This window comes from Galbibacter sp. (assembly GCF_035306585.1).
GTDB lineage: Bacteria > Bacteroidota > Bacteroidia > Flavobacteriales > Flavobacteriaceae > Galbibacter.
In genome coordinates this window covers 1-26,387 of the sequence record NZ_DATGNU010000080.1, presented here as the reverse complement: position 1 = coordinate 26,387, position 26,387 = coordinate 1, and the positions used below count along the sequence as shown (strand labels likewise).

Genomic DNA, 26,387 nt, shown 5'->3' with positions numbered 1-26,387 from the left:
TTGAGCAATATGCTTTGTTTTCATTAGGAAGGATTTAGTTAATGACTACTAAGATACCGTAATTCAGAAAAAAACGGTGGATTTACATTCCACTATTTTAAAAAGCATTCAACTTTTAAAGCTAACTTTGCAGTGCTCAATTAGGTTTTTATGCTTCTGAAAATCGCTCAAATTTCCAAAACGTACAACTTTACAAAAGGCTTACTGATCAGTAGTGCTGCGTTTAGTGCGGTGGCTTTATGTTATTATTTATTTGACATCGCTATGGGTATTAGTGTCGCTAGTGGTGTTTTAATAATTTCAGCAAGTGACATTCCTGGAAATAACAAGCACCATTTGTATGGTATGCTTACCTCCACGCTTTTAGCGATGCTTAATTTCTGCCTAATTCAGTATACCGCTACCAATAGTTACGTGCTTTTTGTAACCACTGGAGTACTGGTTTTTTTAAATGCGTATATCGCTATTTATGGATTCAGGGCTTCTTTGATTGCCTTCTCTGGACTTCTAACCATTGTCATAAGTTATGCCCGACCTTATTCTGGGATGGAGATTTTATTGCATGCCTTTTATATACTATTGGGCGGCATTTGGTATATTCTTTTGACCCTTTCATTTGGAGGATTTAGAACGCGTCAGTACAGTGAGGTGCTTCTTAATGAATGTATGGAACTGACTGCTAAATATTTAAAATCAAGGATAGCTGCCATTGAACCCAAAAATCGTAGCGCTTCCTTAAGGGAACAACTCAACCTTCAGAATGACATCAATGAAAAGCATGAGAGTCTTCGCGAGATCCTTCTGCATCAAAGGCAACGCTCCGGTGGGATGTATTCCAAAAGACGGCAGTTATTACTTTTTATTGAAGTAATTGATATTCATGAGTTTGCCATTGCCAATCCGTTTCGTTATAAGAATTATGATTCGGGAAGTGAACCCTTTAAAGCGGTGACCACTCAAATTGCTGCGGCGATGGGTGCTATTGCGGACACCCTACTAGATATGGCCAACAACATCTTTGAAAAGGGCGAAGCAACCTCCGCTTTACCAGCTATAGAGCAGCTCATTAGAGAGGCTATGACTGCTGCAAAAACTTTTGAAAATACCCCTACAAGCCAACAGCATCACAACGAGGTACTACAACTAAAACATCTATTGGAATATGTACAAGTTCAGTACAAAAAAATTAAAGTAGTTCGGGCTATTCTAAGGAGTACCAACATTAAAAATGTCCGAGAAATCAACGAGCGTGATCACCTGAAATTTATCACAGCTCAGGACTACAGCCCAAAATTATTACGAGAGAACCTAAGTTTAGAATCCCCTATTTTTAAACATTGCCTTCGTTTGGTAATGACCGTCCTATCGGGCTATTTGATCGGTATTTATTTTGAGATACAAAACGCCTATTGGATCATGCTTACCATTATCGTGATCATGCGCCCTGGTTATGTATTAACAAAAGATCGATCCAAACAGCGGATCTTAGGAACCCTTATTGGGGGCGCTGTGGCCATGGGCATTATCCTACTGACAAGCCATATGGTACTCTATATGATCATCACCTTTATTGCCTTGACCTTATCCATTACCATGGTGCAGCAAAACTATAAGGTTTCCGCAGCTTTTGTAACTTTGACCATCGTGTTTATCTATGCTATGATCGCACCAAATGCCTTGGAGATCATTGAGTATCGAATCACCGATACCATCATCGGTGCTGCCTTGGCTAGTCTTGCCAATATCTTTCTATGGCCTTCTTGGGAAAAAGAAAGTATTAAAACATTGATCCAAGAGGCTATTGTGGCCAATAAGAATTATCTGGAAGAGGTTCGCTTATTCTATCACAACAAGCTTGAATTAAACACCTCCTACAAGGTAAGCCGCAAACAAACCTTTATTGCCATGGGAAATCTGCATGCTGGTTTTCAACGCATGACTCAGGAACCTAAAAAGCAGCGCAAAAATTTAGATAGGATCTATAAGATTGTCGTTACCCTTAATTCCTTATTGTCAGCTACTGCTTCCTTGGGCACCTACACGCAAATACACAAAACTACAGATGCTTCAAAATACTTTGACACCTATAGTTTTGCTATTCAGAATGAACTCTTACACTGCTTAAATTTACTTTCCAAACAAAACAATAGCGTGTATGCAGCATTGGATCTCGAGGAAGCCAAGACCTATTTACACGACACCTTTGAGCGCCTGCTACTTGTTGCTGCTTCAGAGGACAAAAACGCTGAGGTACAGGAACAACTCAAAGAGGTTCGCATCATTACCCAACAGCTCGAATGGCAGCACTCCCTAGCGGTAAATCTGCATTCAGAAATCAAAAAATATTTGGATCTAACACCCAACCATTGATCGGAGTGAGACCTTCATTGTTTACCACTCAAAAATTGTATCTGGAACGGCTTGAGAATTTATGAAGAATCATTATTTGTTTTTAAGCAATGGCAGTGTTGCCATGGTAGATCAAAAAACAACATACCGCCTGAGATAATTCTTGAACACAAATCAAGTTCCATCCAAGATGACCGCTTTGTCCTTCTGTGGTACCTGTCTCCTTCATGGGTACGTGGATCATATATGGCTAAATAAGCGATGGTGCCATTGGCACCATCTGATGCTACAGATCAAAAGTGATCTATTTTCTTATCTAATGGGCACATTGCCCCTTTTACAAATCAAATTTATAGGATACACCCGCTAGGATCTGAAAGTCCTGAACCGGGTAATGAACATATCTGTTATACGCCCCACCAGTAATATTATTTGCTTTTACAAAAGCAGACCACTGACTAGTGATATCATAACCCAGATTCGCATTTAAATCAAAATAACCATCCAAAGTATAGCGCTGAGGATCTATCCAATTTGGATTATCGATAAAGTCTTCACGTTCGCCAACGTAATATGCTTTAATCCCTGCCGACCATTTCCCTATAAAGTAAGAGGCAAAGGCAGCGGATTTAAAGTTCGGAACGTTCCATGGCTCATAGATGTCATCCATGGCGTAGTTAATGTATTCTGCATTAACACCTGCAGAAAAATTACGGTTAATATCAACATTAATCTCACCAAAAACCGAGAGCGAACTCACATCATCATAAAGCACCTCAAAGGAGTTTCCATATGCGTAACCCTGGTCATTTACAATCTGACTATCCATTCCGATGTGGAAGGAATTAGAGCGGTAGAAATAGGCGTTGCTCACAGAGCGATAGGCGCCTTTTAGGTTATAGCCAACATTGGGTAAAAACCTTCCTTGTACACCAAGATATCCATTGTATTTTTGATCGGTTGGCCGAACAAAGATCGTAGGAGAAACATAGGGATTTTCTTGTACAAAATCATAATATGAATTTTGTTTTAATTGGCCATCTACACCGCCGTAAACCGTTACAAATTCATCGATCACATCATAGGAGGCATGAACATTGGGATAGAAGAAAAAGTCACCATCACTGTTCTCTAAATCTTGATTGTAAAAAATAGAAGCACCTAAGGTTACCGTGTAGTCCTCCCCTGCGAGTTGAAAACGCGGGCTTACACCCGCCATAAGATTGCTGTAATTAATTGGGGTATCTCCATTGAAATAAGTGCGGTCAAATTCACCACCAACATAATCTACCTTTACATCTAAATGGACCCATTCACTTCCCATAGGAAACTCAAATTTTGGACTTAGCACGGCGCGATTCTCTCCAGACTCTGCAGCATCCCAAAAACGACGATAATAGCCCTCTCCTCCACTAAAGTAAGAATCCGAAAATCCTATATCACCGCCAATAAACGCTGTGTAATAGGATTGTTTTTCATCAATCTCAGCCAGCGCTGCACTTGCATAAAGATCAGCTGGAACGCCATACCAGTTATAAATCTGATGTTGAAAACCACCTTTTACACCCCAGTTCATGTAACGATCACTCATTTTGTAATGAGCCTCCAGAGCCGTGTTATAAAACTTATCATCAAGCTCTACTTGGTCAATCCCTCCTTGAGAAGAATGGTGTGTCAGCATCACATCTAGTCGTTGATCTCTAGTAAAGTCATAGCTGGTATAAAAATCCAACAGCGCAGTATTGTAGTTTCCAACCCCCAGGGCTATATATGAATTGTAAAGTTGTTCTCTAGGTGCTTTTTTAAGACCCGTGGCCTTTCCCTTTGCTGGAGTAAAAGTAGAGGCCACTGGAACGGAGAAAATAGTATAATTTATTTCTTTGGTTGCCGTGGTGATCGAATCACTTAGCGAAGGGGTTTGTTGAATCTTGTTGGCATCGGAGATCGTTGGCGTATACGCTTTTACTACATTTACTACTTCGGTACCGATATCCTCTTGTTTTTTTAAATTCGTACTATCCTTCTCTTGTGCCAGCACTGGTGACACCGCTGATGTAAACAAAGCCAAAAGACCCATAATCATAACCTTTGGGCCTGTTAAAAACATAGGCTTATTCGCTGTATTATAAACGTTAACTCTCATAAAACCTTTCATTAATTTTGATTTGGAGCAATGGATGAATTTCGTTGTGCTTCTCTCTCTTTAACTTTGGCTAACACTAGCTGTGCCTCTTGGGTCACCTCTGGGAATTGACCAAAGTTTTCTATCACACTCTGCAAGATATAAGTAGCCTGAAAGGCGTCATCCATTGCAGCAAAGTTCTTAGCCATAATTACTAGTCCTTTTGCTCCAAATTCTTTATAAGAAGAATAATCTTTAGCTAGTTTCTGAGCCGAAGCATTGGATTGCTGGTACGCTCCTTCCTTATTTTTAAAATAAGCATCATAATAAAGCGCCTCTGCGGCAAGTTCCCCTGTGGCTATTTTTTGAACCGCTGCATAGGCCTCTTTTGCCTTTGCCTCATTACCAGTTTCCATAGCGGATCTTGCGATCATCACATGGGCATCACTTTTAATGCGATCATCTACTTTTGAATTTGCTAACACTTTTTCTGCATAGGAAATAGTTTGTGGATAATCCTTTAGATCGAAACTAGCTTTCATGATATTGGATTGTGCAAAAATAATATTTTCTTGAAAGTCAGCGCCCTGTTCTAACGTCTTCAAAATTGGAATGGCTTTGGTAAAAGCTTCGTTATCCATGTAGATTTCTGCTGCTCGAACGGCGGCTTCTTCAGAGAACTCGCTTCTGTTCTGATTGACCACATATTGATAGTGGGGGAGGGCTTGATCATGCATTCCATCCTTATAGTACAATTGTCCAAGATAGAAATGTGACTTGAGCACCTGAGAACCATTTGGAAATTGGCTGATATAGTTCTCAAAACCTTTAATAGCTGCCTTGGGCTTGTTTTGTACAAATTGGCGTTCTGCAGATTCAAAGGAAGCTTTTTCCAACTCATTCTCGGTAACACTAACAAAGTCAAGCCCCTTCACCCAATCGGCATAGGCTGCAACATTTCCTTGATCAACATATATTTGCTTTGCAGTAGCCACTGCCTGAATGGCCTCAGGTGTGTTAGGAAATTGAGTGGTGAGCGCTTTTAATGCTGTCAATGCTTTTTCGTTTTGACCAGAATTATAGTATGACAAGCCTTCTTTTAGTTTTGCCTTGGAGACAAAGGAACTCATGGGGTGTTGTCTATAGAGCTCTTGGTAAACACCAACTCCTTTAGAGGCTTGATCATTATTGATATAGGTATTGCCTAATTCGTATAAGGCATCATCGGCAAGGGTAGAATTTGGAAAACGATCCGTAAAACGCTCCAGTTCTTCTATTTTCTTAGCAGTACGATCTACAAATCCGTAACTAATTGCTTTTTGAAAATGCGCATAATCGGCCTCTTGTCCTCCCATTTCAATAGCGTTATTATAGGCCTCCATTGCTGGCCAGTAACTTCTGGCGGCAAATTGACTATCTCCCAATCGTAAATAACTATCCTTTACATGGGCTTTATCCTTTTGCGTCCCACTATTTAAGTAGGCTTTAAAATTAGCGGTAGCCTGATGGTAATCCTTCAATTTGAAATACGCATAGGCTAGATCGTATAAATGATTGCTATATTCTGGAGTCTGTGCTGCCATGGCATTCTGAGCGAATTGCTTCCATCCTAGTACGGCTTCTTTGTAGTCCTCATTAATATAGTCTACTTGAGCCCTCCAATAGAGGGCACGCGCTGTAAAACGCATGTCCTGCTGTTGTTTTAAAGACTTCTCAAAGTACTCCCTGGCTTGGTCATAGGAACCTTGATTAAAAAGCTCTAAAGCTCTGTAGAAGGCGACCTTTTGATAGGTGGTTTTATTGCTAAAGTTCTTATTACTTTCTAAAAGCGCTAATGCGGCATCGTAATCCTTAGAGGTTATATAAGAATCAACAAGTAGTTCTTGAATCTCTTGGGTATTCTTACTATTTGGATACTGCTTAAGGTAGTTGGTCAGCACAATAGGTGCACTCTGATATGGATTACCAATCTCATAACTCAAGCGTGCATAATTCAAGGCAGCATCACTTTGGATCTGCGTATCATAGTTCATTTGAGAAGCATTTCTAAAGGCGTTGAGTGCTTGTTGCTTTTTATCAGTCTCTAGATAACATTCTGCCAAATGGTAATAGGCATTCTGTGCCACTGCATTATTTCCATCGACTATCTTATTAAATTGACCAATAGCCGATTCATAATCGCCTTGTTTGTAATACGCATATCCCAATTGATAGAAATCGGTATTGTTCCATTTTCCGTTTTTACCTTGATATTGTTTTAAATACGGTATGGCCTCTTGGTACTGTTCTTTATTGAAGTAACTCTCTCCGATAATCTTATTTAATTCCGATGTTTCGTTGGGATCTGAACTCGAAAGCTGTCCTTTGGCCAAAGCAATGGCCTCATCGAATTTTCCGAGCTTGAAGTTCATGTCAGCTTGGTAATAAGACAGTTTCGTATTGAGTTCTTGATTTCCTGAGACTTGATCGAAGTATTGGGTAGCCTCCGAGTAATCATCGCCTTGATAGGCCATATACCCTATATAATACTTGGCTTGTGATCCGTACTTATCACTATTGGATATACGCTCAAAGTATTGTTTTGATGCCGCATACTTTTTAGCGGTAAACAGGGCGTATCCTTTTTTAAAGTTGAACTCCTGCTGCTCACTAGTACTTCTGGATTGATCCTCTGCTCTGTCTAACCACTGTAGGGCATTTACATACTTTCCTTGATCAAAGTAATAATCCGCCACATCCATATAAGCGGAGCTCCGCTTTGTAGAGGTCGGGTACTGAGTGACAAAGTTCTCCATCAGCTGATCGGCACCTAATTGATTGGTCCGAATTGCTGCATTGGCTGCATAATAGGCAGCGCTTGCTTCCAGAGACTCATTGTCCGTTGAACTTTTAACCTTGTTAAACAATAATTGTGAGGCTTGATACTGATTTTGATGATAAAGATCTAAAGCTTTATAATAATCCTTATCATCATGGTTGTAAACCGTAGATTCTTGTGCGTGAAGGTAGGCACTTCCCAATAACAAGAACACAATAAATCCTTTAGGTTGTCGATACATATAAACATCTTTAGTTCCAAATTCAAAAATACACGATGATTACATTATTAACGTCGAATTTTTGTTATAATTATCCTAAAGAAAGAAATTCTATGACAGAAACACTTATTATATTTACCTTTGGATGAGGCGAATTTAAAAAGGGTTGCCGGTAAGGAGCTGATCTGTGGTAAAAACCTTAAATTCGAAAGCGACAAATTATCAATTTTACTACCCATGAGCGACGTTATATTAGAGCTAAGAGATGTAGCTATTTATCAAAGAGAAAATTTAGTACTTAGTGAAATTAATCTATCTATTGAGCAAGGTGAATTTGTCTATCTGATCGGTAAAACAGGAAGTGGTAAAAGTAGTTTTATGAAAACGCTTTATGGTGACCTCCCATTAACGCAAGGTTCAGGCTCGATTGTAAATTATGACCTACGAACGCTCAAGGAAAATGATATTCCGTTTCTAAGAAGAAAACTAGGAATTGTATTTCAGGATTTTAAGCTATTGCCCGATCGCTCAATTAACGACAATTTATTGTTTGTATTAAAGGCCACTGGTTGGAAGGACAAGGATTTGATTGCTGGGAAAATCGATGAAGTGCTAAAAAAAGTAGGGATGGCAACAAAGGGTTTTAAATACCCACATCAACTCTCCGGAGGGGAGCAACAACGTGTTGCAATAGCACGCGCGCTGTTAAATGATCCTGAACTTATCCTCGCCGATGAGCCTACCGGTAATTTGGATCCTCAAACCTCTGTAGAGGTGATGGAAGTGCTTCAAGAAATTAATAAAAGTGGACGAACCATATTAATGGCCACGCACGATTACGCACTACTGCTCAAATTCCCTTCAAAAACATTAAAATGCGATGGAAGCAAGGTTTTTGAGGTGGTTCAGAAAAACGTCTAATCGGCCAGACCTTACTTTTTATGTATCCAAAGATAATAAACATTGACCCCTATGATGGCACCATTAGTGAGGGCTACTGGAATGGTAGGTAGTAGAATCCCATAGAGAACAAATAGCGCACAGCCGATGGAGTTTACAATTCTTAAGGCCCTAATATTCTTCATAAAAAAAGACAGTAGTACGCATAGCGAAGCTGCGTATCCAACGAGCTCAATGGGTGATGTGTCAAAATATTCCATAGACTTGAAATGTAAAAATGTCTTCTAAAAGTAAGCTTTTATCAATAGAAAGTACCTTTGGCGTATGACAATCTATTAATTTTTTTATCCTAACAGTGGGCATTGGTAATTGATTTTTAATGTTCTTCCAACATCTCACTTCCCTGCTTTGTTAAGGTAAACCCATGAGGATTATTTACAAAAATTGTAAAAATATTTGCCTAACGATACCAATCCTTTAAATTTACAGTTCTAATGCATTTATTTTTAAAGAATTTTACATGGAAGTTTTAGGGATTGACATCGGAGCAACAGGAATGAAAGGAGCAATTGTGGATATCGAAAAAGGCGAATTAACAACTGATCGATTCCGTATAGAGACCCCTCGACCTGCCACTCCCCAGGCAATGGTAAAGGTTGTAAAAGAGATCATTCATCATTTTCAATGGACAGGGCCGGTTGGCTGTGGATTTCCATCTTCCATTCATCACAGTGTGGTACACACCTCAAGTAATCTAAATCCAAAGTGGGTAGGTGTTAACATCGATGAACTTTTTGAAAAAGAAACTGGTCTTCCTTTTGTGGTAGTCAATGACGCAGATGCTGCCGGTATTGCAGAGATGAACTTTGGTGCCGGGAAAGGAAAAAAAGGATTGGTACTTACCATTACCGTAGGCACCGGACTTGGAAGTGGTGCTTTCTTTGATGGCAAACTGATTCCAAACCTAGAGTTAGGTCAATTACACTATAAGAAATATGATAGAATTGAAAAGTACGCCTCCAATGCAACTCGTAAAAACCAAAATATGAGTTTTAAAAAGTTTGGGCGACGATTTAATAAAGTCCTAAATTATGTAGATCTGATCCTATGCCCAGATCTTTTCATCATCGGTGGCGGGGGCAGCAAATACTTTGATCAATACAAGAAATACTTAAAGCTCAAAGTACCAGTTATTCCAGCAGAATCCAGAAATGAAGCGGGTATCATTGGCGCTGCTTATGCCGCGAAATCCCTCAAAACACCTAGGGAGACTACGATCCAATAAACCCATCTATAGAATCACAAAAAACGAATGACCAAAGATCATTCGTTTTTTGTGATAGTTTAAACTTAGTGAACCCTTGGGTTATCCTATTTGTTTTCCCATTCGTTTACGATCTACTTCTTTTAGGTAAATCTTACGAATACGCATCGTCTTTGGTGTCACCTCAACATATTCATCTTTTTGAATGTATTCCAAGGCCTCTTCTAATGAAAATTTAATCGCTGGAACGATTTTAGCTTTGTCATCTGCTCCTGAAGAACGGACGTTACTCAATTTTTTAGTTTTGGTAATATTCACGGTCATATCATCAGAACGTGAATTCTCGCCCACAACTTGACCTTCGTATATTTCCTCGTTTGGATCTACAAAGAATTTACCCCGATCTTGAAGCTTATCGATAGAGTAAGGAATTGCTTTTCCAGTTTCCATAGAGATTAAAGAACCATTATTACGTCCTGGAATATCACCTTTATAGGGTTGGTATTCTAAAAAGCGATGGTTCATAATAGCCTCACCAGCGGTAGCGGTAAGCAACTGGTTTCTAAGACCTATAATCCCTCTTGATGGAATGTTGAATCGTATATTCATCCGCTCTCCTTTTGGTTCCATGCTTAACATCTCTCCTTTTCTCATGGTCACCATCTCCACAGCCTTTCCTGATACAGACTCAGGAAGATCAATAGTTAATTCCTCTACTGGCTCGCATTTCACCCCATCAACTTCTTTGATAATCACCTGAGGTTGTCCTATTTGAAGTTCATAACCTTCTCTACGCATGGTTTCAATTAGGACGGATAAATGAAGTACACCACGTCCAAATACCATAAATTTATCAGCACTGTCTGTGGCTTGTACACGAAGTGCTAGGTTTTTCTCTAGTTCTTTATCTAAGCGTTCTTTGATGTGTCTAGAGGTTACGAATTTACCGTCCTTGCCAAAGAATGGAGAATCATTAATGGTAAACAACATACTCATCGTTGGCTCATCGATGGCGATGGTTGGAAGGCCTTCTGGATTTTCAAAATCCGCAATAGTATCTCCGATATCAAATCCATCCAAACCAGCAATGGCACAGATATCCCCAGGCTGTACCTCCTCTACTTTTTTACGCCCCAATCCATCAAAAACATGCAGTTCCTTGATTTTGGATTTTACAATTGTCCCATCTCTTTTTACCAAGGAAATGTTCATGTTTGATTTCAAGGTACCTCTTTGTAATCTTCCAATAGCGATTCGTCCTGTGAAGGAAGAAAAATCCAATGAGGTAATAAGCATCTGTGTGGTACCTTCTTCGATATGAGGAGAAGGTATATGCTGCACCACCATATCTAAAAGTGGCTCTATACTTTCAGTGGGCTTGTTCCAGTCCTCTGACATCCAATTGTTCTTAGCAGATCCGTAAACAGCTGGAAAATCCAACTGCCATTCTTCTGCTCCTAATTCGAACATTAGATCAAAAACAGCCTCGTGTACCTGCTCTGGGGTACAGTTCTCTTTATCCACTTTATTTACAACCACGATGGGTTTTAACTTCATGGAGATCGCTTTTTGCAATACAAACCGAGTTTGTGGCATAGGACCTTCGAAAGCGTCTACAAGCAGTAGAACTCCGTCAGCCATGTTTAGTACACGCTCCACTTCTCCACCGAAATCGGCGTGACCAGGGGTATCGATAATGTTGATCTTTGTTCCTTTATACATTACCGAAACGTTCTTCGATAGAATCGTAATACCACGCTCCCTTTCGATATCGTTGTTATCGAGAATAAGTTCACCAGATTCTTGATTTTCTCTGAAGAGTTCGCAGTGGTGTAAGATTTTGTCAACCAAGGTTGTTTTGCCGTGGTCAACGTGTGCAATAATTGCAATATTTTTTATGGTTGTCATATAAACCCTTTATTTTGAGGGCGCAAAGGTAGAATTTTTTTAGCTGTATTAAATACAAAATTTTAATTTATTTTAAGATTTTATGATAGTTTAATAAACTATTAATCAATTATTTATATAACAAAGCATTTAAAAAATTTGGCTTGGGTTGCTCTAAATCCACCAAAAATCCATTGGTGATTAAATAGCGCAAACGCCCGTCTTTTTTAAGAAAAAAGCAAGGATTTGCCCCTAGATGAAAACCAAAATTAGGAGCTTTGGGTTCCTTTAAAATGTTTAAGGGCAGGGGAACTGATTTTTGATCCTCTGGAAATTCCTCGACCACCACATAACCATACCCTTGATGTAAGATCTTCTGAATGTCGGTCTTTAAAACTTGCCCGATCGTGGCGAAGTGTTCTGGATATACCTTCGCAGGTACGATGGTATATGTGGAGGCATCCAAAGATTCATAGCCATAATGAGTGGTCAGATCACCTAGATCAGCAATGCTCCCTTTTCGATAATATCCTTTGGCAGTTTCCGTCGCGATCTGAGGGGTGTTTATGCCAAGATCCAGTAGGTAAGTTTCTCCTAAGAATTCATAGGATAGGTTACTTAATTTTAGATCAAAGAGCTTTCGGTCGTTTTCAGGGATATTAAAATATTCTTCGGTAGTGTTTTGTAGATACCCTTTGTTAGCGATGGCCTCTATTGCCGATATAATGGATACAAAATTGACCTTTCTAAGGAATTGTTTATCTGGGTCATCTGGATATCCACCAGATTCTATAAGTACTGTACTGGTACCCCACTTTTGTATATTGTCTCCAAATGCCCTAGGTTCAAAATCATCATTATACCGTCCTACATGACCGGGAATAAGGTGTTGAAGAACCTGGTTCATATAAGCGATGAGTTTCATGGATCTTTCCCTAACAGCATTGACATCTTTTTCATAATTATAGGCTGGTGCTAGGAACGAAATTGCCGCTGATTTAGGAGTTTTACTAGGGTTGTAATACGTGCTTTGGTCGTGGAGATTGAACCCAAAATCGGCCTCTAAACTATCGCGGACCTTTTTAAGTGTCCTACTCTCTGGCGATTGAAGCCGTATGGCATCTCGATTAATATCAATATCTAGTGCGTTTCGCCGGGTAAACCCTTGCGCACCATCGGGGTTTAACATGGGAAGAAAATGAATGCGTAATCGAGATAACATATCATCTTTCTGCTGTTGAAAATCGTCGCTTTTAAAAAAATTGATAATATCAAATAATGCCATGGTAGCAGTGGATTCATCACCGTGCATTTGCGACCACAATAATACATCGATGTCGCCTTCTCCAAAGCTTATAAGGCGAAGACTCCTTGCTTCTATAGAGCTCCCTACCTTAGTGACCTCAAACATCGAATCGTCTTTAAGGCGATCGATAAGGGGGCTTATTTGATCGTGGGTAAAGCGTCTGGATACTAGGGTTTTTTCTTTATACTGATCGTAATTCTGAAACAGTTGATGGTATAAATCTTGGGATTGAAGGCAAGAACTACCCCCTACTAAAATCAGTGTTGTCACTACAAGTTTCTCAATACAAAACATACAGATTTCTTTTAAACATTCCTACTATTTCATCGCGATGATAACTGTGGCGATCTAAGTAAAATTACATATAATTATATACCCTTGGTCAAACTTGCAGGTATTATTACCCGCTAGACTGGCTTGATCACTTTTCCTAGTTAGGATTCTATAATCTCCTACCCTAACATCTTAAGTTTTGGCTACAATAACATAGAATTTGGCTACACTTCAAAGAATCTATTATATGAACTTTGCCTCAAAACTATTTTTTATGAGTACACAAGACACAAAAATCGCATTAGTTACTGGCGCTAGTAGAGGACTCGGAAGGGATATGGCCATCAACCTGGCTAAAAAAGGATTAGACCTCGTACTGACTTATAAAAGTGATCATCAATCGGCAAATAAGGTGGTATCTGAAATTGAGAACATCGGCCAAAAGGCAGTAGCCTTAGCCTTGGATGTTTCGCAGCAGCCAAAGTATGCCACTTTTTTTGAGCAGGTATTGATACCTGAATTAAAAGCGCGTTTTAACACCTCTAAATTTGATTTTCTGATCAACAACGCCGGCACTGGTTTATCTAAACCTTTTATGGAAACCACCGTAACAGAATTCCATGAGTTGTTTCGAGTGCATTTAGAAGCAGGTTACTTTTTTACCCAACAGGCCCTAAGGCACATGAATGACCACGGAGGAATTGTACATATTACCTCAGGACTTACAAGAATTATCTACCCTGGAAGTTCTGCCTATGCCGTTATGAAAAGCGCTCTTGAGACTTTAACCAAATATCAAGCAAAGGAATTAGGCGATCGAAAAATCAGGGTGAACGCCGTAGCTCCTGGAGCCATAGAAACAGATTTCAATGGAGGATATGTAAGAGACAACGCGCAAGTCAACGCACGCATTGCAAGTCTTACAGCATTGGGAAGAGTCGGTTTACCTACAGATGTAGGATCTGTGGTAGCCTTTTTATGCACCGACCAAGGGCAGTGGATAAATGCACAGCGAATAGAAGTCTCTGGTGGACAAGCCATATAAGTAATAACTTTTTTAAAAACAGCAATCATGAATATTACCCTCACAGGATCTTTAGGACATATCGGAAAGCCCTTAACAAGAGCATTGTGTCACAATGGGCACCAAGTCACCGTTATTAGCAGTAATGCTCAACGAGCCATGGATATTACCTCCTTAGGAGCCACGCCGGCAATAGGTACCATAGAGGATGTCGATTTTTTAACGGAGTCTTTTAAAGGTGCCGATGCAGTCTATACGATGATTCCTCCAAATGACTACTTCAACGATGCGCTGGATTTAATAGCATACTACCGTAGAATTGGTCGACATTACAAACAAGCAATCAAAGACGCTGGGGTTAAAAAAGTAGTGAACCTCAGCAGCATTGGCGCTCACCTATCCAAAGGAAATGGTATTTTACTTGGTGCCCACGATGTGGAACAAACCCTGAACAAATTACCCTTAGAGGTAGCTATCACCCATATTCGCCCTACAGCGTTCTATTACAATCTATTGGGCTATATCGAAAAGATTCAAACCCAGGGTTTTATATCAGCTAATTACGGTGCTGATGATATAATACCTTGGGTATCTCCCTTTGATATTGCAGCAACTATTCAAGAGGTTCTTAGTTCGCCATTTACTAGTCGAGCGGTGCAGTATGTTGCCAGTGAAGAGCTTACTGGGCACCAAACAGCACGTATCTTAGGGGAAGCTATCGGCATACCAGATTTGGAATGGAAAATCATTTCGGATCAAAAAACAGAGGAAGAATTGATCTTTATCGGCATGAATCCAGCTATCGCAAAGGGCTTAACGCAAATGTATGCAGGATTACACAACGGTATTTTAACCGAAGATTACTGGAGACACAAACCAACCTTAGGTAAGGTGAAATTACGGGATTTCGCGAAGGAATTTTCGTGTGTTTTTCATGCCCAATCCATTTGATCAAAAAGAGCATCCGTTGCTCAAACATCATTGTATGCCTAAGGTTTAAGATTATAAGAAAAAGTTGGTACATTTATAGGCCCTACGCAAGGTAACATGGCCGCTAACTCCACAATTGGAGAGCATAAATTTTTGAAATTATTCTAATGGAAAACGCAGCAATACATCGCATTAAAAGCATAAGCGAATTTCATAAGCTCCGAGGATTGCCCAGGCCAGAGCATCCATTGGTTAGTTTGGTGAACTATAGTGATATCGAGCACACCGCTGAGCATAATGAGATTAGTTGGATTCAAGATTTTTACACCATAGGTCTTAAAAGAGATGTCTGCGGGAAATTCAGGTATGGACAACAAGAATATGACTTTGATGAGGGCCTGATGTCATTCATAGGTCCTGGCCAAGTCTTTAGTATTCAAATAATAAGCAATGAACAAACCTACAATCCTTCAGGTTGGTTATTACTTGTTCATCCAGATTTCCTGTGGGGTTCTCCCCTTGCCAAGGCTATCAAAAAATATGACTTTTTTGGTTATGCTGTAAATGAGTCCTTATTTCTTTCTGAAAAAGAAGAAGACGCTATTGTGGAAATCATGCAAAACATAAAGCAGGAATACCACAACAATATCGACAAATTTAGCCAGCGTATTATGATATCACAGATTGAATTGTTGCTCAATTTTTCAGAACGTTTTTATAATCGCCAATTCATCACTCGGCAAATCACAAACCATCAGGTTCTGGAAAAATTAGAAAATTGGTTAGAGGACTATTTCCAAAGTGACCAGGTAACCCTGCGGGGATTGCCAACGGTTCAGGAGGTATCTAAAGAGCTCCATATGTCAGCTAATTATTTAACCACCTTACTTAAAAGTCTCACTGGGCAAAGCACCAAGGAGCATATTCATAGAAAACTTTTGGAAAAAGCCAAGGTGAAATTAAGTACCTCATCGCTTTCAGTGAGTGAAATCGCTTATGGGTTAGGCTTTGAACATCCCCAGTCTTTTAATAAATTGTTTAAGGCTAAAACGCAAATGACGCCACTGGAGTTCAGGCGATCCTTTAGTTAATCTACCTTGGTATTAATTGTGGGAAGTGGTTTGAAGTCTAAAGCTTTTAAATTGGACTTGAGATCTTGCATAAATTTCTCTCCAGGATCCGATTTTTTAGTACGGTAACCCTGATCTTTTTCCTTCCACAGATCGGTGGATTCAAAAAGTGTATACTGGTAATGTCCAAGCAGGTAATCGATAGGGTATTTCTTTTTTAATTTCTTGATCAGTTTGGTGTTGGCCTTAAGCTGTGCATTGGTAAGTGGTTGTTTAGGACCGCCGATATTCTCGATTCCAATGGCGCAGTGATTTAGACCAATAACATGACGCGCCATAAGCGTATCTGGCATTAGTTGATAAATGGTTCCGTCACGATCGATCACATAGTGAGCCGATACATTTAATGGACTAGCGCCTGCGATGGCTTTACGATGTGAGGGAAGCAGGGTTTTATCAAACACTTCAAAGGTCTTTTTATAGGTAGGGATCACGGTCCAATGAACCACCACCATTCGAGGAATAATCGTTGGCTCCGATTGCTCCATTGCGTAGTGGCTTTGCATGTAGTCTAAAGTGAGCTCTTTACGTCTTTGATCAAAAACAATAGGGTCTTGAATAATTTTAGGTCCACAGCTTTGCAGTGAATATATCATAAGGATCAATAGCAGCACTCGGAATTTCATCAGTAGTTTTTTAATATTGGTTTCTCCACTAAAAGTACTCAAATGTTAACTGCTTTTAAAAGAGTTGCCGTTTTATTTACAATTTTAAAAGGTTACTCTCTTAAAAAAAAGAAGCCGAATAAAAGCGCATAGACGCTTTTTCCGGCAACTTTCCATTATGCAAAAAAGTGTATTGTTTAATGGACGTGCAAACCGCACTCCCTATTTTCTAAAACTTTGGTAGGATCAAAATATTTAAATTCATTCTCCAATTTATTTTCCTCTAAGTAAATATCTAACTCCTTATCGGTCCAATAAAAAAATGGACTGACCTTTAAAATACCGCCATCACCTTTACTGACAATATCAAGGGTATCTCTAAAGGCCGTTTGCCCTTTCCTTAAATTAGTAAACCAGATATCAGGTTGGGTATCCTTCATTGCCCTTCTAAATGGTTCTAGTTTTACTTGTTCAGTAAATTCTTTATGAAGTGGATCATCAATTCCAGGTATTCCTCCCATTAAAGCATCCCTATAGGAGGATGTTTGTTTCGGAACATATATTTTTACCTTTAACGCTAAAGCTTCAATGACTCGAGCAGCGTGTTGATAAGTCTTGTTAGTGTTATAGCCCGTATCACACCACACCACCGTGACATCCTTCTTCTGCTTCGATACGGCGTGTAATATCGCAGCCTCGTAGGGACGAAAGTTAGTGGTTACTACTGGTTTTTCACCCTGAGCCAATGCCCAGTTTACAATCTCTGCTGGTGATTTTGTTCTTAATTCTTTATTTACTGCTACTAAATCCATAACACATTTTATCAAAACTATAGGACAAATATATTAATAGTCTAGTAAACCTATAGGCTTTTAACAAAAATATTACAGAAGTTTTTCACTTCATAAAGAAATACAACAATTTACAGGCGTGGTAAGGTGGTATTGGTAAGGTCTTGAAGCGTTTTATTTTCTAGTATCTTTAGGGTACTATCGCGTACTTCCATCATAAGGATACTGATAGAACACGTTTCTTCATCCTTGCAATCCTCACATTTTTCGTAGAAATTTAAACTAACACATGGCAGCATCGCAATAGGCCCTTCTAATATTCGTATCAGGGAGGCAACGGAGATATCTTTAGGATCGCGTATGAGGTAGTATCCTCCCCCTTTTCCTTTTTTAGAGCCTAAAAAACCACTGTTTTTTAGTTGTAATAAAATAATTTCCAAAAACTTTTTGGAGATATTCTCTTCTTCGGCAATTTCAGAAATAAGTACGGGGCTCTTGGACTCCTTTCTTGCCATATAGGTCAAAGCCTTCAATCCGTATTTGGTCTTTTTTGATAGCATAACTCCTTAATCTGTGCTTGTAAGATACTATTTTTTTGGCAGAAATACTTCAGCCATCATACACCGAGCACTTCCCCCTCCACAAGTTTCAATAGTATTTAGATCCGAAGATAATATGGTGGTGTAACGTGCTAGTTTAGATTGTTGTTCAGCTGTTAAACTCTTGTGCGCTGTGGCGCTCATCACTAAATAGGTCTCTCCTTTTTTATTCTTTACCTGAAGCATGTTTCCAGCGAATTGATATAGTTGATCTTCAGATATTTCTATTATTTCTTTCCCATCCTCTCTTAAGTGCTTTACAACATTTTTTCGCTCCTTCTTATCATCGATACTATCCAGACAAATCACTGCAAAATCAATTCCTATACACATCATTACATTGGTGTGATAAATCGGCTTGCGTTTGCCATCTACCCTTTGATAAGCCGTAAACCACACTGGGGTGTATTCCATCTCCTCACAAAAGTAAATAAACAAATCTTCATCTGCTCTATCTGATAAGGCGCAATAGGCCTTTTCATTAGTGCGATCTAGGATGACACTTCCAGTACCTTCTAAATACTGTTCATCTTCTTCAAAGGATGTAAAGTCCACCACTTCATCAATTTCAAATCCCTCACTGTCCAATAATTCTAGCACTTCTTCCCGACGCTCTAATCTCCGGTTTTCAGCAAACATAGGGTACACGGCCACCGTTCCATCACCATGGGTCGATATCCAGTTATTTGGGAATACAGCATCTGGGGTGTCTGGAACAAGATCATCCTGAAATACAATCACATGAATTCCAACCCCTCTAAGGGTTTGTACAAAGGTATCAAATTCTTCTTGGGCCTTTTTTGTTATGGCATCTTGAGTCATTTCAAGGTCTTCCTGAAAAAAATTGTTGACAACAGTCTGCTCATTCATTCTAAATTGAGCAGGTCGTACCATAAGAATCGTGTCTGTAATTTGCATCATATAACGTCGATCAGATTTTTCACAAAACTACAAATTAAACCCCAATAATATCACAAAGGTTATCAATAACTATCGGGGGTGTAACCCTGAAATTTAGCCCCTAAAATAGAAAGGCTATTTTGATAGTACAGCCGGCAATGAACCCTGTTATTGCAACGTATTTAATTGGCTTATCGTGCGCCCTTTTTACGTGCGGATAAATGGAGGCTTCTCTAGCAAGAGCATTGCGCTCCTTGGTCTGCCCCCTGGACTGGGAGTAATTTCCACTGTTTACACTCTGAGAGAACTACTAGGGACTTCTCTGCCCGATTGTAACGCGAATAAAAAGGTCCCTATTAAAATTTTGGCGCGGGTTTGATTTACCATTTTTCTAAAGTATGTACTTCACCAACAAGGCATTGCAGGGTAAAAAATAAGCGCTATTGCCTGGTACCAATCATCTTTTGTAATGCTAAGCAGCGCAGTCCTTATGGTGTAATGATTGATGGTCTTGATCTTTACTATTGCCTCCTCTGGAACTACTCCCGAATTAAAGGCATCGTAGAGCAACGTAACAATCCTTCTTGTTTGGCGATTTCTGCATACGGAACCTCCTCCACAGTGATACCATGGGATGCTAACCAGCGGTTTAAACGGGTAAAATTTCGCTCAGAAACTACCACATCAGGCGCTATGGAAAATATATTGCTGTTCATATGATACATCTCATCCTTATCAATGTGAAACAAATTCTCCATGCCAAATAATTCTACTAAATAGTGGTAATCTTCAAGGCTCCTGAAGCCTTCTTTATGGATGATCGCCTTATTGTTTCCTACAGGTTGAAAACAACAATCTAAATGCAATGCATTGTCTCTGGCACTGGTGTTCGATTTTTGAAGGTCAAATTCTTTGACAATTTTATCAGGAAATAGCTCCTTTATATATGCCACACCTTCCATATTGGTTCTTGCGGTGATATACTGCGAGTAATCCGCTCCTTTATAGGTTCCGATGAAGATATGACCATTCCACAACATCACGTCGCCTCCTTCGATATGAACATCCGCTGGTGGATGTATTACTTTCGAAGGATCGATCTGATCGATGATGTACTCAATGGCTTCTAATTCCTTTTCGCGATCGGGAAGTATATTAGATTTAAAAAAATAATCATCTATTACAAAGGCAATGTCTCTGGAGAATATCTGGTTACAATCCTTTAAGATCGTGGGGCGATGGACCTTGACCTGGTATTTTTCAAAAACAGCATTAAAGGCATCCATTTCTTTAATCATATCGGACTCCTTAGGGTATGTACCAGCTTTTATGTGTTCGATGGATTTTGGATCATAGGCATCCTTTAAATCAGGCACAGGACCATTATCATTAGCGATTCCCAGAATCACCTCTTTCAGAGGCGAAGTCTCATCTTTAATATGGAGTTTTAGCATACCATTTGTTTTAATATACAGTTCACCTCAGGTGAGAAAAACAGGAAAATGTGTTCCACTTGACAGGGCGCAAATTAACCTAATTTTAGATCATAAAAAAGGGCATACTAACGAATTAATACACCCTTACTTATAATAACTGGTTCTTTTAACGTTTGTCTAGGCTGACGAACTCTCTTTGGTTCTCGCCAACATAGATTTGTCTTGGTCTTCCAATAGGCTCTTGTTTAAGCCTCATTTCTCTCCACTGTGCAATCCATCCTGGAAGTCTTCCCAAGGCGAACATCACTGTAAACATCTCTGTAGGTATCCCTAGCGCTCTATAAATGATTCCTGAGTAGAAATCTACGTTTGGATAGAGTTTTCTTTTTACGAAATAATCATCTTCCAAGGCTTGTTTTTCAAGACTCTTGGCAATGGTAAGAACGGGATCGTTAATACCTAAATCGGCAAGCACTTCATCGGCTGACTTTTTGATGATTTTTGCCCTGGGATCAAAATTCTTATACACCCGGTGTCCAAAGCCCATTAAACGGAAAGGGTCTTCCTTATCTTTGGCTTTTTTCATGTACTTGGCCGTATCACCACCATCTTGTCTGATGCTTTCCAGCATTTCAATAACCGCTTGATTAGCTCCTCCGTGAAGTGGTCCCCAAAGGGCAGAAACCCCAGCAGATAAAGAAGCAAATAACCCAGCATGAGAAGATCCTACAATTCGAACCGTTGAGGTCGAACAGTTTTGCTCATGATCCGCATGTAGTATTAACAATTTATCTAAAGCATCAACTACCTTTGGATTTATTTTATACTTCTCATTGGGCTTTTTAAACATCAAACATAGGATGTTTTCAACATATCCTAATTCACTATCTCCATAGTCATAAGGCTTCGAATTTCTTCTTCGAAGTGTCCAAGCAGCAAGAATTGGGAATTTCCCCATTATTTTAACAACTGCATTGTACATATCCTCCTCTGAGTTGATATTAACAACCGACGGATTAAAGGCAGTAAGTGCACTAGTTAGAGAGGATAATACACCCATGGGGTGTGCTGTCCTGGGAAAGCTGTCAACAATCTTTTTGATATCTTCATCAACCTCTAAATGCTCCCTGATATCATTGTGAAATTTATCAAGTTGCGCTTTGGTAGGTAATTCTCCAAAAATCAACAAATAGGCCACTTCAAGAAAATCGGCTTTTTCTGCTAAATCCTCTATTTTGTAACCGCGGTATCTCAAAATACCTTTTTCGCCGTCAAGATAGGTGATGGCACTTTCACAAGATCCGGTATTTTTATATCCAGGATCAAGTGTGATGATCCCTGTCGAGGCCCTCAATGCTTTGATATCTATTGCCAACTCATTTTCAGTTCCCTCTATGACTGGAAATTCAATTTTTTTACCCTTATATTCTAAAGTAGCCGTATCTGACATAATATGTATTTGATTTACAATTTAACGCGTATTGCGAAAATACGAAATTTAACGCTAATTTTTGATCGTAAAGAAGGCTTTTTAGTCCGATTTCAAGTTAAAATACCCCTAAATTATAAGAGCATTATTATTACTGCAATAATTTTGCTGATCCCTCAATTTTACAGGGCGTTTTCTGATAGATTTCTATTATAAAAACGATGCTATCTACCCCCTTTTATTTACTCTATAACCAAAGGGGTATAGACGCAAAAACCTCACTTAAAAGTGAGGTTTTTACGAAAGTATTCTATAGCGGTCTTGTCGCTTATTTTACTTTAAAAGCTTTATCTTGAGGATAGTAAGCGGTATTGCCTAATTCTTCTTCAATACGAAGCAATTGGTTGTATTTCGCCATACGGTCACTACGAGAGGCTGAACCAGTCTTGATCTGACCAGTATTCAGTGCCACAGCCAGGTCCGCGATCGTAGTATCCTCAGTCTCTCCTGAGCGGTGAGACATTACAGAGGTGTAACCGGCATTTTTAGCCATATTTACCGCAGCAATCGTTTCAGTTAAAGTTCCGATTTGATTGACCTTGATAAGAATTGAATTTGCAATTCCGTTCTCGATACCTTTTGACAAACGCTCTACGTTGGTGACAAATAAATCATCTCCTACCAACTGTACTTTATCACCTACTTTTTCTGTTAGAACTTTCCATCCTTCCCAGTCATTCTCATCCATACCATCTTCAATAGAGATAATTGGGTATTTAGCACATAGGTCTGCTAGGTATTGCGCTTGCTCTTCTGAGGTTCTTACGGCGCCTTTTTCACCTTCGAACTTCGTGTAATCGTATTTACCGTTCTCATAGAATTCTGCCGCTGCGCAATCCATAGCGATCATAATTTCATCACCGAGTTTGTATCCAGCTTTTTCAACAGCTTTAGAGATGGTATCTAGTGCATCTTCCGTTCCCTCTAAAGTTGGTGCAAATCCTCCTTCATCTCCAACTGCGGTACTTAAACCTCTATCGTGTAGTACTTTTTTAAGATTGTGAAAAATCTCCGTCCCCATTTGCATGGCTTGGGTAAAGTTTTTGGCCTTTACTGGCATCACCATGAATTCTTGGAATGCGATCGGCGCATCAGAATGTGACCCGCCGTTGATGATGTTCATCATTGGCACAGGTAGTGTATTTGCACTTACACCTCCTATATAACGGTACAATGGCATCTCTAATTCTTTAGCGGCCGCTTGAGCTACTGCTAACGAAACACCTAAGATAGCATTGGCTCCTAATCTTGATTTGTTAGGGGTGCCATCGAGTTCAATCATGGTTTGATCGATCTGATTTTGTTCGAAAACCGAAAATCCTTCGATAGCTTCAGCGATATATGTATTAACGTTTTTAACGGCTTCAGTAACTCCTTTACCCATGTATGCGCTACCACCGTCTCTGAGCTCAACAGCTTCGTGCTCTCCAGTGGATGCTCCTGATGGAACAGCAGCACGTCCTAAAATCCCATTTTGGGTTACTACATCTACTTCTACGGTTGGATTTCCTCTAGAATCCAAAATTTGTCGCGCATGTACGCCTACAATAATACTCATACTGTTTCTAGTTTATGTTGTTTAATATTCTCTATAAATTGATCGAATAAATAAGTAGCGTCATTTGGCCCTGGACCTGCTTCTGGATGGTATTGCACAGAAAAACAGTTTTTGTCCTTTAAGCGAATTCCCATCACTTCATTATCATTGAGGTGTGAATGGGTGATTTCCACTGCTGAGCTGGCCTCTGCAGCATCTCTATTTATGGAAAATCCGTGGTTCTGAGAGGTAATCTCCCCTTTTCCAGTAAGGTGGTTCATCACAGGATGGTTGATCCCACGGTGACCGTTATGCATTTTATAAGTTGGTATTCCTTGTGATAAGGCAATTAATTGGTGCCCTAAACATATTCCAAATAACGGAAGATTCTCTGCAAGGATTTCTTTGATCATTTCAATGGCATCGGTGAGCGGTTCTGGGTCTCCAGGTCCGTTGGATAAAAAATAGCCATCTGGGTTAAAAGCCTTGAGATCTGCCAAGGTGGCATTGTATGGGAATACTTTAATGTAACAATCTCTCTGAGCCAAATTGCGTAAAATGTTCTTCTTGATTCCGAAATCAACAACAGCTACCTTAAAACTAGCATTGGGGTCTCCAACAAAGTATGGTTCCTTGGTAGAAACTTCAGAGGCTAGTTCACGGCCTTCCATCGCTGGGAAAGCTTTCAGTTGCGCTTTAAGTGATTCCAATTGGTCTATTTCAGTAGTGATAACAGCATTCATCACTCCGTTATCTCTGATATAGCGTACCAGAGCTCTGGTGTCTACATCTGAAATAGCCATCACCTTGTGTTGATCCAAAAAGTTTTCAAGTGAATCTGTTTTGCCAGCCCTCGAAGGTACATAGCTAAAGTTTTTACATACCAGACCAGCTATTTTAGGGCTATCGGATTCTTCTTCACCCTCTTTAACGCCGTAGTTTCCAATATGAGCATTTGTAGTAACCATAATTTGTCCGAAGTAAGAGGGATCTGTAAAGATCTCTTGGTAACCTGTGGTACCTGTATTAAAACAAACTTCTCCAAAGGAACTTCCTTCTTTTCCAGCCACGGCTTTACCGTAAAACACGGTTCCGTCGGCCAGCAAAATCATAGCTTTTTTTCTTGTTTGATACTTCATGAGCTTACTTACAAAAGTTTTACAAAATAACACAAAAAAAAGGATAAACTAAAGCGTTTATCCTTTTTGATATGTTATGATAACATTAATCACTATTCTTGTGAAGTTTCAGGTTTCTCTTCTGTATTATCAGCCTTCTTCTCAGGGGTAACTTCCGCCTGAGGAGCCTCAACCGCAGTCTCTTCTACCTTCTTACCTCTACCTCTACGAGTAGATTTCTTCTTAGCAGGTTTACCAGGATTGTAGAGCTCGTTAAAATCAACAAGTTCGATCATCGCCATATCAGCATTATCCCCTAAACGGTTTCCTAACTTAATGATACGGGTGTATCCACCTGGTCTATCACCTACTTTCGGAGCAACCTCTCTGAACAACTCCGTTACAGCGTACTTGTCTCTAATTCTACTAAAAACAACACGTCTGTTGTGTGTAGTGTCTTCTTTGGATTTTGTCACTAAAGGTTCGATGAACTGCTTTAGAGCTTTTGCTTTGGCAAGGGTAGTGTTAATACGTTTGTGCTCGATTAAAGAACACGCCATATTAGCCAACATAGCTCTTCTATGTGCAGTTTTTCTACCTAAGTGATTGAATTTCTTTCCGTGTCTCATGACATTAAATTTAAACCTTCATCTTGCTCAAACCTATTCTAGGGAGCAAAATATGAAGATTGAGTTGTTACTAATCTTTATCTAATTTGTATTTGGCTAAGTCCATCCCAAAACTAAGTCCCTTGTTCCCTACAAGTTCTTCAAGTTCTGTGAGTGATTTTTTACCAAAGTTTCTGAACTTCATCAAGTCGTTCTTATTATAAGATACTAAGTCTCCCAAAGTATCCACTTCCGCTGCTTTTAAACAGTTCAGTGCACGTACTGAAAGATCCATATCCACAAGCTTGGTTTTTAACAACTGACGCATGTGAAGTGATTCTTCATCGTATGTCTCTGTCTGTGCAATCTCATCAGCTTCTAGGGTAATGCGCTCATCAGAGAACAACATAAAGTGATGGATTAATATTTTGGCAGCTTCTGTCAAGGCATCTTTTGGATGTATAGATCCGTCAGAGATGATCTCGAAAATTAACTTTTCGTAATCAGTCTTTTGTTCTACACGGTAGTTCTCGATGCTGAATTTTACATTCTTAATAGGAGTGTAGATTGCGTCTGTGAAGATCGTTCCAAGAGGCGCATTAGCTTTCTTGTTTTCCTCTGCAGGCACATACCCTCTTCCCTTCTCTATGGTGATTTCCATATTGATTGCCACCTTCGCATCCAAATTACAGATAACAAGATCCGGGTTTAACACCTGGAATCCTGTAACAAATTTTTGGAAATCCCCAGCCGTGATTTGTTCTTTCCCTGAGATAGACATAGAAACCGTTTCGTTGTCTACATCGTCAATCTGCTTTTTAAAGCGAACTTGTTTTAAGTTTAAGATGATCTCAGTTACATCTTCAACAACTCCATCGATGGTAGAAAACTCATGTTCTACATTATCCATACGAACGGAAGTTATTGCGTAACCTTCTAATGAAGATAAAAGAACTCTTCGTAATGCGTTACCAACGGTTAATCCAAATCCGGGTTCCAAAGGTCTGAATTCAAACTTACCTTCGAAATCGGTTGAATCGATCATTATAACTTTATCGGGCTTCTGAAAATTTAGTATTGC

The 26,387-nt window shown here is 39.5% G+C and carries 22 protein-coding genes; 6 read left to right on the top strand and 16 right to left on the bottom strand.

The genetic code is table 11. The features are described from left to right. Positions 1-150 precede the first annotated feature (150 nt). Positions 151-2,370, top strand: coding sequence for an FUSC family protein (locus tag VKY50_RS08270; RefSeq protein ID WP_324300759.1), 2,220 nt, complete (start codon positions 151-153; stop codon positions 2,368-2,370). Positions 2,371-2,452: 82 nt separating this feature from the next. Here VKY50_RS08270 and VKY50_RS08265 read toward each other — a convergent pair whose 3' ends face one another. The 3 genes from VKY50_RS08265 to VKY50_RS08255 all read right to left on the bottom strand — a co-directional run bounded on the left by VKY50_RS08265 (position 2,453) and on the right by VKY50_RS08255 (position 7,530). Further along, the gene (locus VKY50_RS08265; protein ID WP_324300757.1) at positions 2,453-2,593 is read right to left on the bottom strand and encodes a hypothetical protein; all 141 of its coding nucleotides are present in this window, start codon (positions 2,591-2,593) and stop codon (positions 2,453-2,455) included. A gap of 93 nt (positions 2,594-2,686) precedes the next feature. Further along, complete coding sequence (locus tag VKY50_RS08260; protein ID WP_324300755.1) at positions 2,687-4,492, bottom strand: TonB-dependent receptor; 1,806 nt, start codon at positions 4,490-4,492, stop codon at positions 2,687-2,689. Positions 4,493-4,503: 11 nt separating this feature from the next. Continuing rightward, complete coding sequence (locus VKY50_RS08255; protein ID WP_324300753.1) at positions 4,504-7,530, bottom strand: tetratricopeptide repeat protein; 3,027 nt, start codon at positions 7,528-7,530, stop codon at positions 4,504-4,506. 216 nt (positions 7,531-7,746) lie between these two features. Between VKY50_RS08255 and VKY50_RS08250 the strand changes: the two genes are divergently transcribed. Then, complete coding sequence (locus VKY50_RS08250; RefSeq protein ID WP_324300751.1) at positions 7,747-8,430, top strand: cell division ATP-binding protein FtsE; 684 nt, start codon at positions 7,747-7,749, stop codon at positions 8,428-8,430. 11 nt (positions 8,431-8,441) lie between these two features. Here the strand turns inward: VKY50_RS08250 and VKY50_RS08245 are convergent, their stop codons facing one another. After that, positions 8,442-8,669, bottom strand: coding sequence for a YgjV family protein (locus VKY50_RS08245; protein ID WP_324300749.1), 228 nt, complete (start codon positions 8,667-8,669; stop codon positions 8,442-8,444). Between the two features lie 260 nt (positions 8,670-8,929). Here VKY50_RS08245 and ppgK point away from each other — a divergent pair, with 260 nt between their 5' ends. Next, complete coding sequence (gene ppgK / locus VKY50_RS08240) at positions 8,930-9,694, top strand: polyphosphate--glucose phosphotransferase (RefSeq protein ID WP_324300748.1); 765 nt, start codon at positions 8,930-8,932, stop codon at positions 9,692-9,694. Between the two features lie 81 nt (positions 9,695-9,775). Here the strand turns inward: ppgK and typA are convergent, their stop codons facing one another. Next, entirely contained in the window at positions 9,776-11,581 is a 1,806-nt protein-coding gene (gene typA, locus VKY50_RS08235) for a translational GTPase TypA (protein ID WP_324300745.1), read from the bottom strand. A 109-nt stretch (positions 11,582-11,690) separates the two neighbouring features. Then, a complete protein-coding gene (locus VKY50_RS08230) occupies positions 11,691-13,160 on the bottom strand; it encodes a M14 family metallopeptidase (protein ID WP_324300743.1) in 1,470 nt (489 codons plus the stop codon). A 253-nt stretch (positions 13,161-13,413) separates the two neighbouring features. Here VKY50_RS08230 and VKY50_RS08225 point away from each other — a divergent pair, with 253 nt between their 5' ends. The 3 genes from VKY50_RS08225 (at position 13,414) to VKY50_RS08215 (ending at position 16,184) form a co-directional block, all read left to right on the top strand. Then, positions 13,414-14,184, top strand: coding sequence for an SDR family NAD(P)-dependent oxidoreductase (locus VKY50_RS08225; RefSeq protein ID WP_324300741.1), 771 nt, complete (start codon positions 13,414-13,416; stop codon positions 14,182-14,184). A gap of 27 nt (positions 14,185-14,211) precedes the next feature. After that, positions 14,212-15,114, top strand: coding sequence for an NmrA family NAD(P)-binding protein (locus tag VKY50_RS08220; protein WP_324300739.1), 903 nt, complete (start codon positions 14,212-14,214; stop codon positions 15,112-15,114). A 146-nt stretch (positions 15,115-15,260) separates the two neighbouring features. Further along, entirely contained in the window at positions 15,261-16,184 is a 924-nt protein-coding gene (locus VKY50_RS08215; RefSeq protein ID WP_324300737.1) for a helix-turn-helix domain-containing protein, read from the top strand. On the opposite strand, the gene VKY50_RS08210 is transcribed toward VKY50_RS08215, so the two are convergent. The 10 genes from VKY50_RS08210 to VKY50_RS08165 form a co-directional block, all read right to left on the bottom strand. Beyond that, the gene (locus tag VKY50_RS08210) at positions 16,181-16,891 is read right to left on the bottom strand and encodes an N-acetylmuramoyl-L-alanine amidase (protein ID WP_324300735.1); all 711 of its coding nucleotides are present in this window, start codon (positions 16,889-16,891) and stop codon (positions 16,181-16,183) included. The genes VKY50_RS08215 and VKY50_RS08210 overlap by 4 nt on opposite strands. Positions 16,892-17,025: 134 nt before the next feature. Further along, complete coding sequence (locus VKY50_RS08205; protein ID WP_324300733.1) at positions 17,026-17,640, bottom strand: phosphoadenosine phosphosulfate reductase domain-containing protein; 615 nt, start codon at positions 17,638-17,640, stop codon at positions 17,026-17,028. A gap of 110 nt (positions 17,641-17,750) precedes the next feature. Continuing rightward, positions 17,751-18,179 (bottom strand): RrF2 family transcriptional regulator, encoded by a 429-nt coding sequence (locus tag VKY50_RS08200; RefSeq protein WP_324300731.1) that lies wholly within the window; start codon positions 18,177-18,179, stop codon positions 17,751-17,753. Between the two features lie 27 nt (positions 18,180-18,206). Further along, positions 18,207-19,139 (bottom strand): citrulline utilization hydrolase CtlX, encoded by a 933-nt coding sequence (ctlX, locus tag VKY50_RS08195; RefSeq protein WP_324300729.1) that lies wholly within the window; start codon positions 19,137-19,139, stop codon positions 18,207-18,209. A 518-nt stretch (positions 19,140-19,657) separates the two neighbouring features. After that, positions 19,658-20,572 (bottom strand): dimethylarginine dimethylaminohydrolase family protein, encoded by a 915-nt coding sequence (locus tag VKY50_RS08190; RefSeq protein WP_324300727.1) that lies wholly within the window; start codon positions 20,570-20,572, stop codon positions 19,658-19,660. 148 nt (positions 20,573-20,720) lie between these two features. Then, positions 20,721-22,004, bottom strand: coding sequence for a citrate synthase (locus VKY50_RS08185; RefSeq protein ID WP_324300725.1), 1,284 nt, complete (start codon positions 22,002-22,004; stop codon positions 20,721-20,723). A gap of 307 nt (positions 22,005-22,311) precedes the next feature. Continuing rightward, entirely contained in the window at positions 22,312-23,601 is a 1,290-nt protein-coding gene (gene eno, locus VKY50_RS08180) for a phosphopyruvate hydratase (RefSeq protein WP_324300723.1), read from the bottom strand. Beyond that, positions 23,598-24,719 (bottom strand): glutamine-hydrolyzing carbamoyl-phosphate synthase small subunit, encoded by a 1,122-nt coding sequence (carA, locus tag VKY50_RS08175; RefSeq protein WP_324300721.1) that lies wholly within the window; start codon positions 24,717-24,719, stop codon positions 23,598-23,600. Before carA ends, eno begins: the two co-directional genes overlap by 4 nt. 92 nt (positions 24,720-24,811) lie before the next feature. Beyond that, complete coding sequence (rplQ, locus tag VKY50_RS08170) at positions 24,812-25,327, bottom strand: 50S ribosomal protein L17 (protein WP_324300719.1); 516 nt, start codon at positions 25,325-25,327, stop codon at positions 24,812-24,814. A 70-nt stretch (positions 25,328-25,397) separates the two neighbouring features. After that, positions 25,398-26,387, bottom strand: a 990-nt coding sequence (locus VKY50_RS08165; RefSeq protein ID WP_324300717.1) for a DNA-directed RNA polymerase subunit alpha, incomplete at its 5' end; no start/stop codon positions are given.

Coding starts and splice junctions, on each gene's coding strand:
- VKY50_RS08260 (WP_324300755.1), bottom strand. CDS start 4,492: ATGAGAGTTAACGTTTATAATACAGCGAATAAGCCTATGTTTTTAACA.
- VKY50_RS08225 (WP_324300741.1), top strand. CDS start 13,414: ATGAGTACACAAGACACAAAAATCGCATTAGTTACTGGCGCTAGTAGA.
- VKY50_RS08205 (WP_324300733.1), bottom strand. CDS start 17,640: ATGGATTTAGTAGCAGTAAATAAAGAATTAAGAACAAAATCACCAGCA.
- rplQ (WP_324300719.1), bottom strand. CDS start 25,327: ATGAGACACGGAAAGAAATTCAATCACTTAGGTAGAAAAACTGCACAT.
- VKY50_RS08185 (WP_324300725.1), bottom strand. CDS start 22,004: ATGTCAGATACGGCTACTTTAGAATATAAGGGTAAAAAAATTGAATTT.
- ppgK (WP_324300748.1), top strand. CDS start 8,930: ATGGAAGTTTTAGGGATTGACATCGGAGCAACAGGAATGAAAGGAGCA.
- VKY50_RS08270 (WP_324300759.1), top strand. CDS start 151: ATGCTTCTGAAAATCGCTCAAATTTCCAAAACGTACAACTTTACAAAA.
- VKY50_RS08255 (WP_324300753.1), bottom strand. CDS start 7,530: ATGTATCGACAACCTAAAGGATTTATTGTGTTCTTGTTATTGGGAAGT.
- eno (WP_324300723.1), bottom strand. CDS start 23,601: ATGAGTATTATTGTAGGCGTACATGCGCGACAAATTTTGGATTCTAGA.
- VKY50_RS08215 (WP_324300737.1), top strand. CDS start 15,261: ATGGAAAACGCAGCAATACATCGCATTAAAAGCATAAGCGAATTTCAT.
- VKY50_RS08190 (WP_324300727.1), bottom strand. CDS start 20,572: ATGCTAAAACTCCATATTAAAGATGAGACTTCGCCTCTGAAAGAGGTG.
- VKY50_RS08200 (WP_324300731.1), bottom strand. CDS start 18,179: ATGCTATCAAAAAAGACCAAATACGGATTGAAGGCTTTGACCTATATG.
- VKY50_RS08230 (WP_324300743.1), bottom strand. CDS start 13,160: ATGTTTTGTATTGAGAAACTTGTAGTGACAACACTGATTTTAGTAGGG.
- typA (WP_324300745.1), bottom strand. CDS start 11,581: ATGACAACCATAAAAAATATTGCAATTATTGCACACGTTGACCACGGC.
- VKY50_RS08245 (WP_324300749.1), bottom strand. CDS start 8,669: ATGGAATATTTTGACACATCACCCATTGAGCTCGTTGGATACGCAGCT.
- VKY50_RS08250 (WP_324300751.1), top strand. CDS start 7,747: ATGAGCGACGTTATATTAGAGCTAAGAGATGTAGCTATTTATCAAAGA.
- VKY50_RS08220 (WP_324300739.1), top strand. CDS start 14,212: ATGAATATTACCCTCACAGGATCTTTAGGACATATCGGAAAGCCCTTA.
- VKY50_RS08265 (WP_324300757.1), bottom strand. CDS start 2,593: ATGATCCACGTACCCATGAAGGAGACAGGTACCACAGAAGGACAAAGC.
- carA (WP_324300721.1), bottom strand. CDS start 24,719: ATGAAGTATCAAACAAGAAAAAAAGCTATGATTTTGCTGGCCGACGGA.
- ctlX (WP_324300729.1), bottom strand. CDS start 19,139: ATGATGCAAATTACAGACACGATTCTTATGGTACGACCTGCTCAATTT.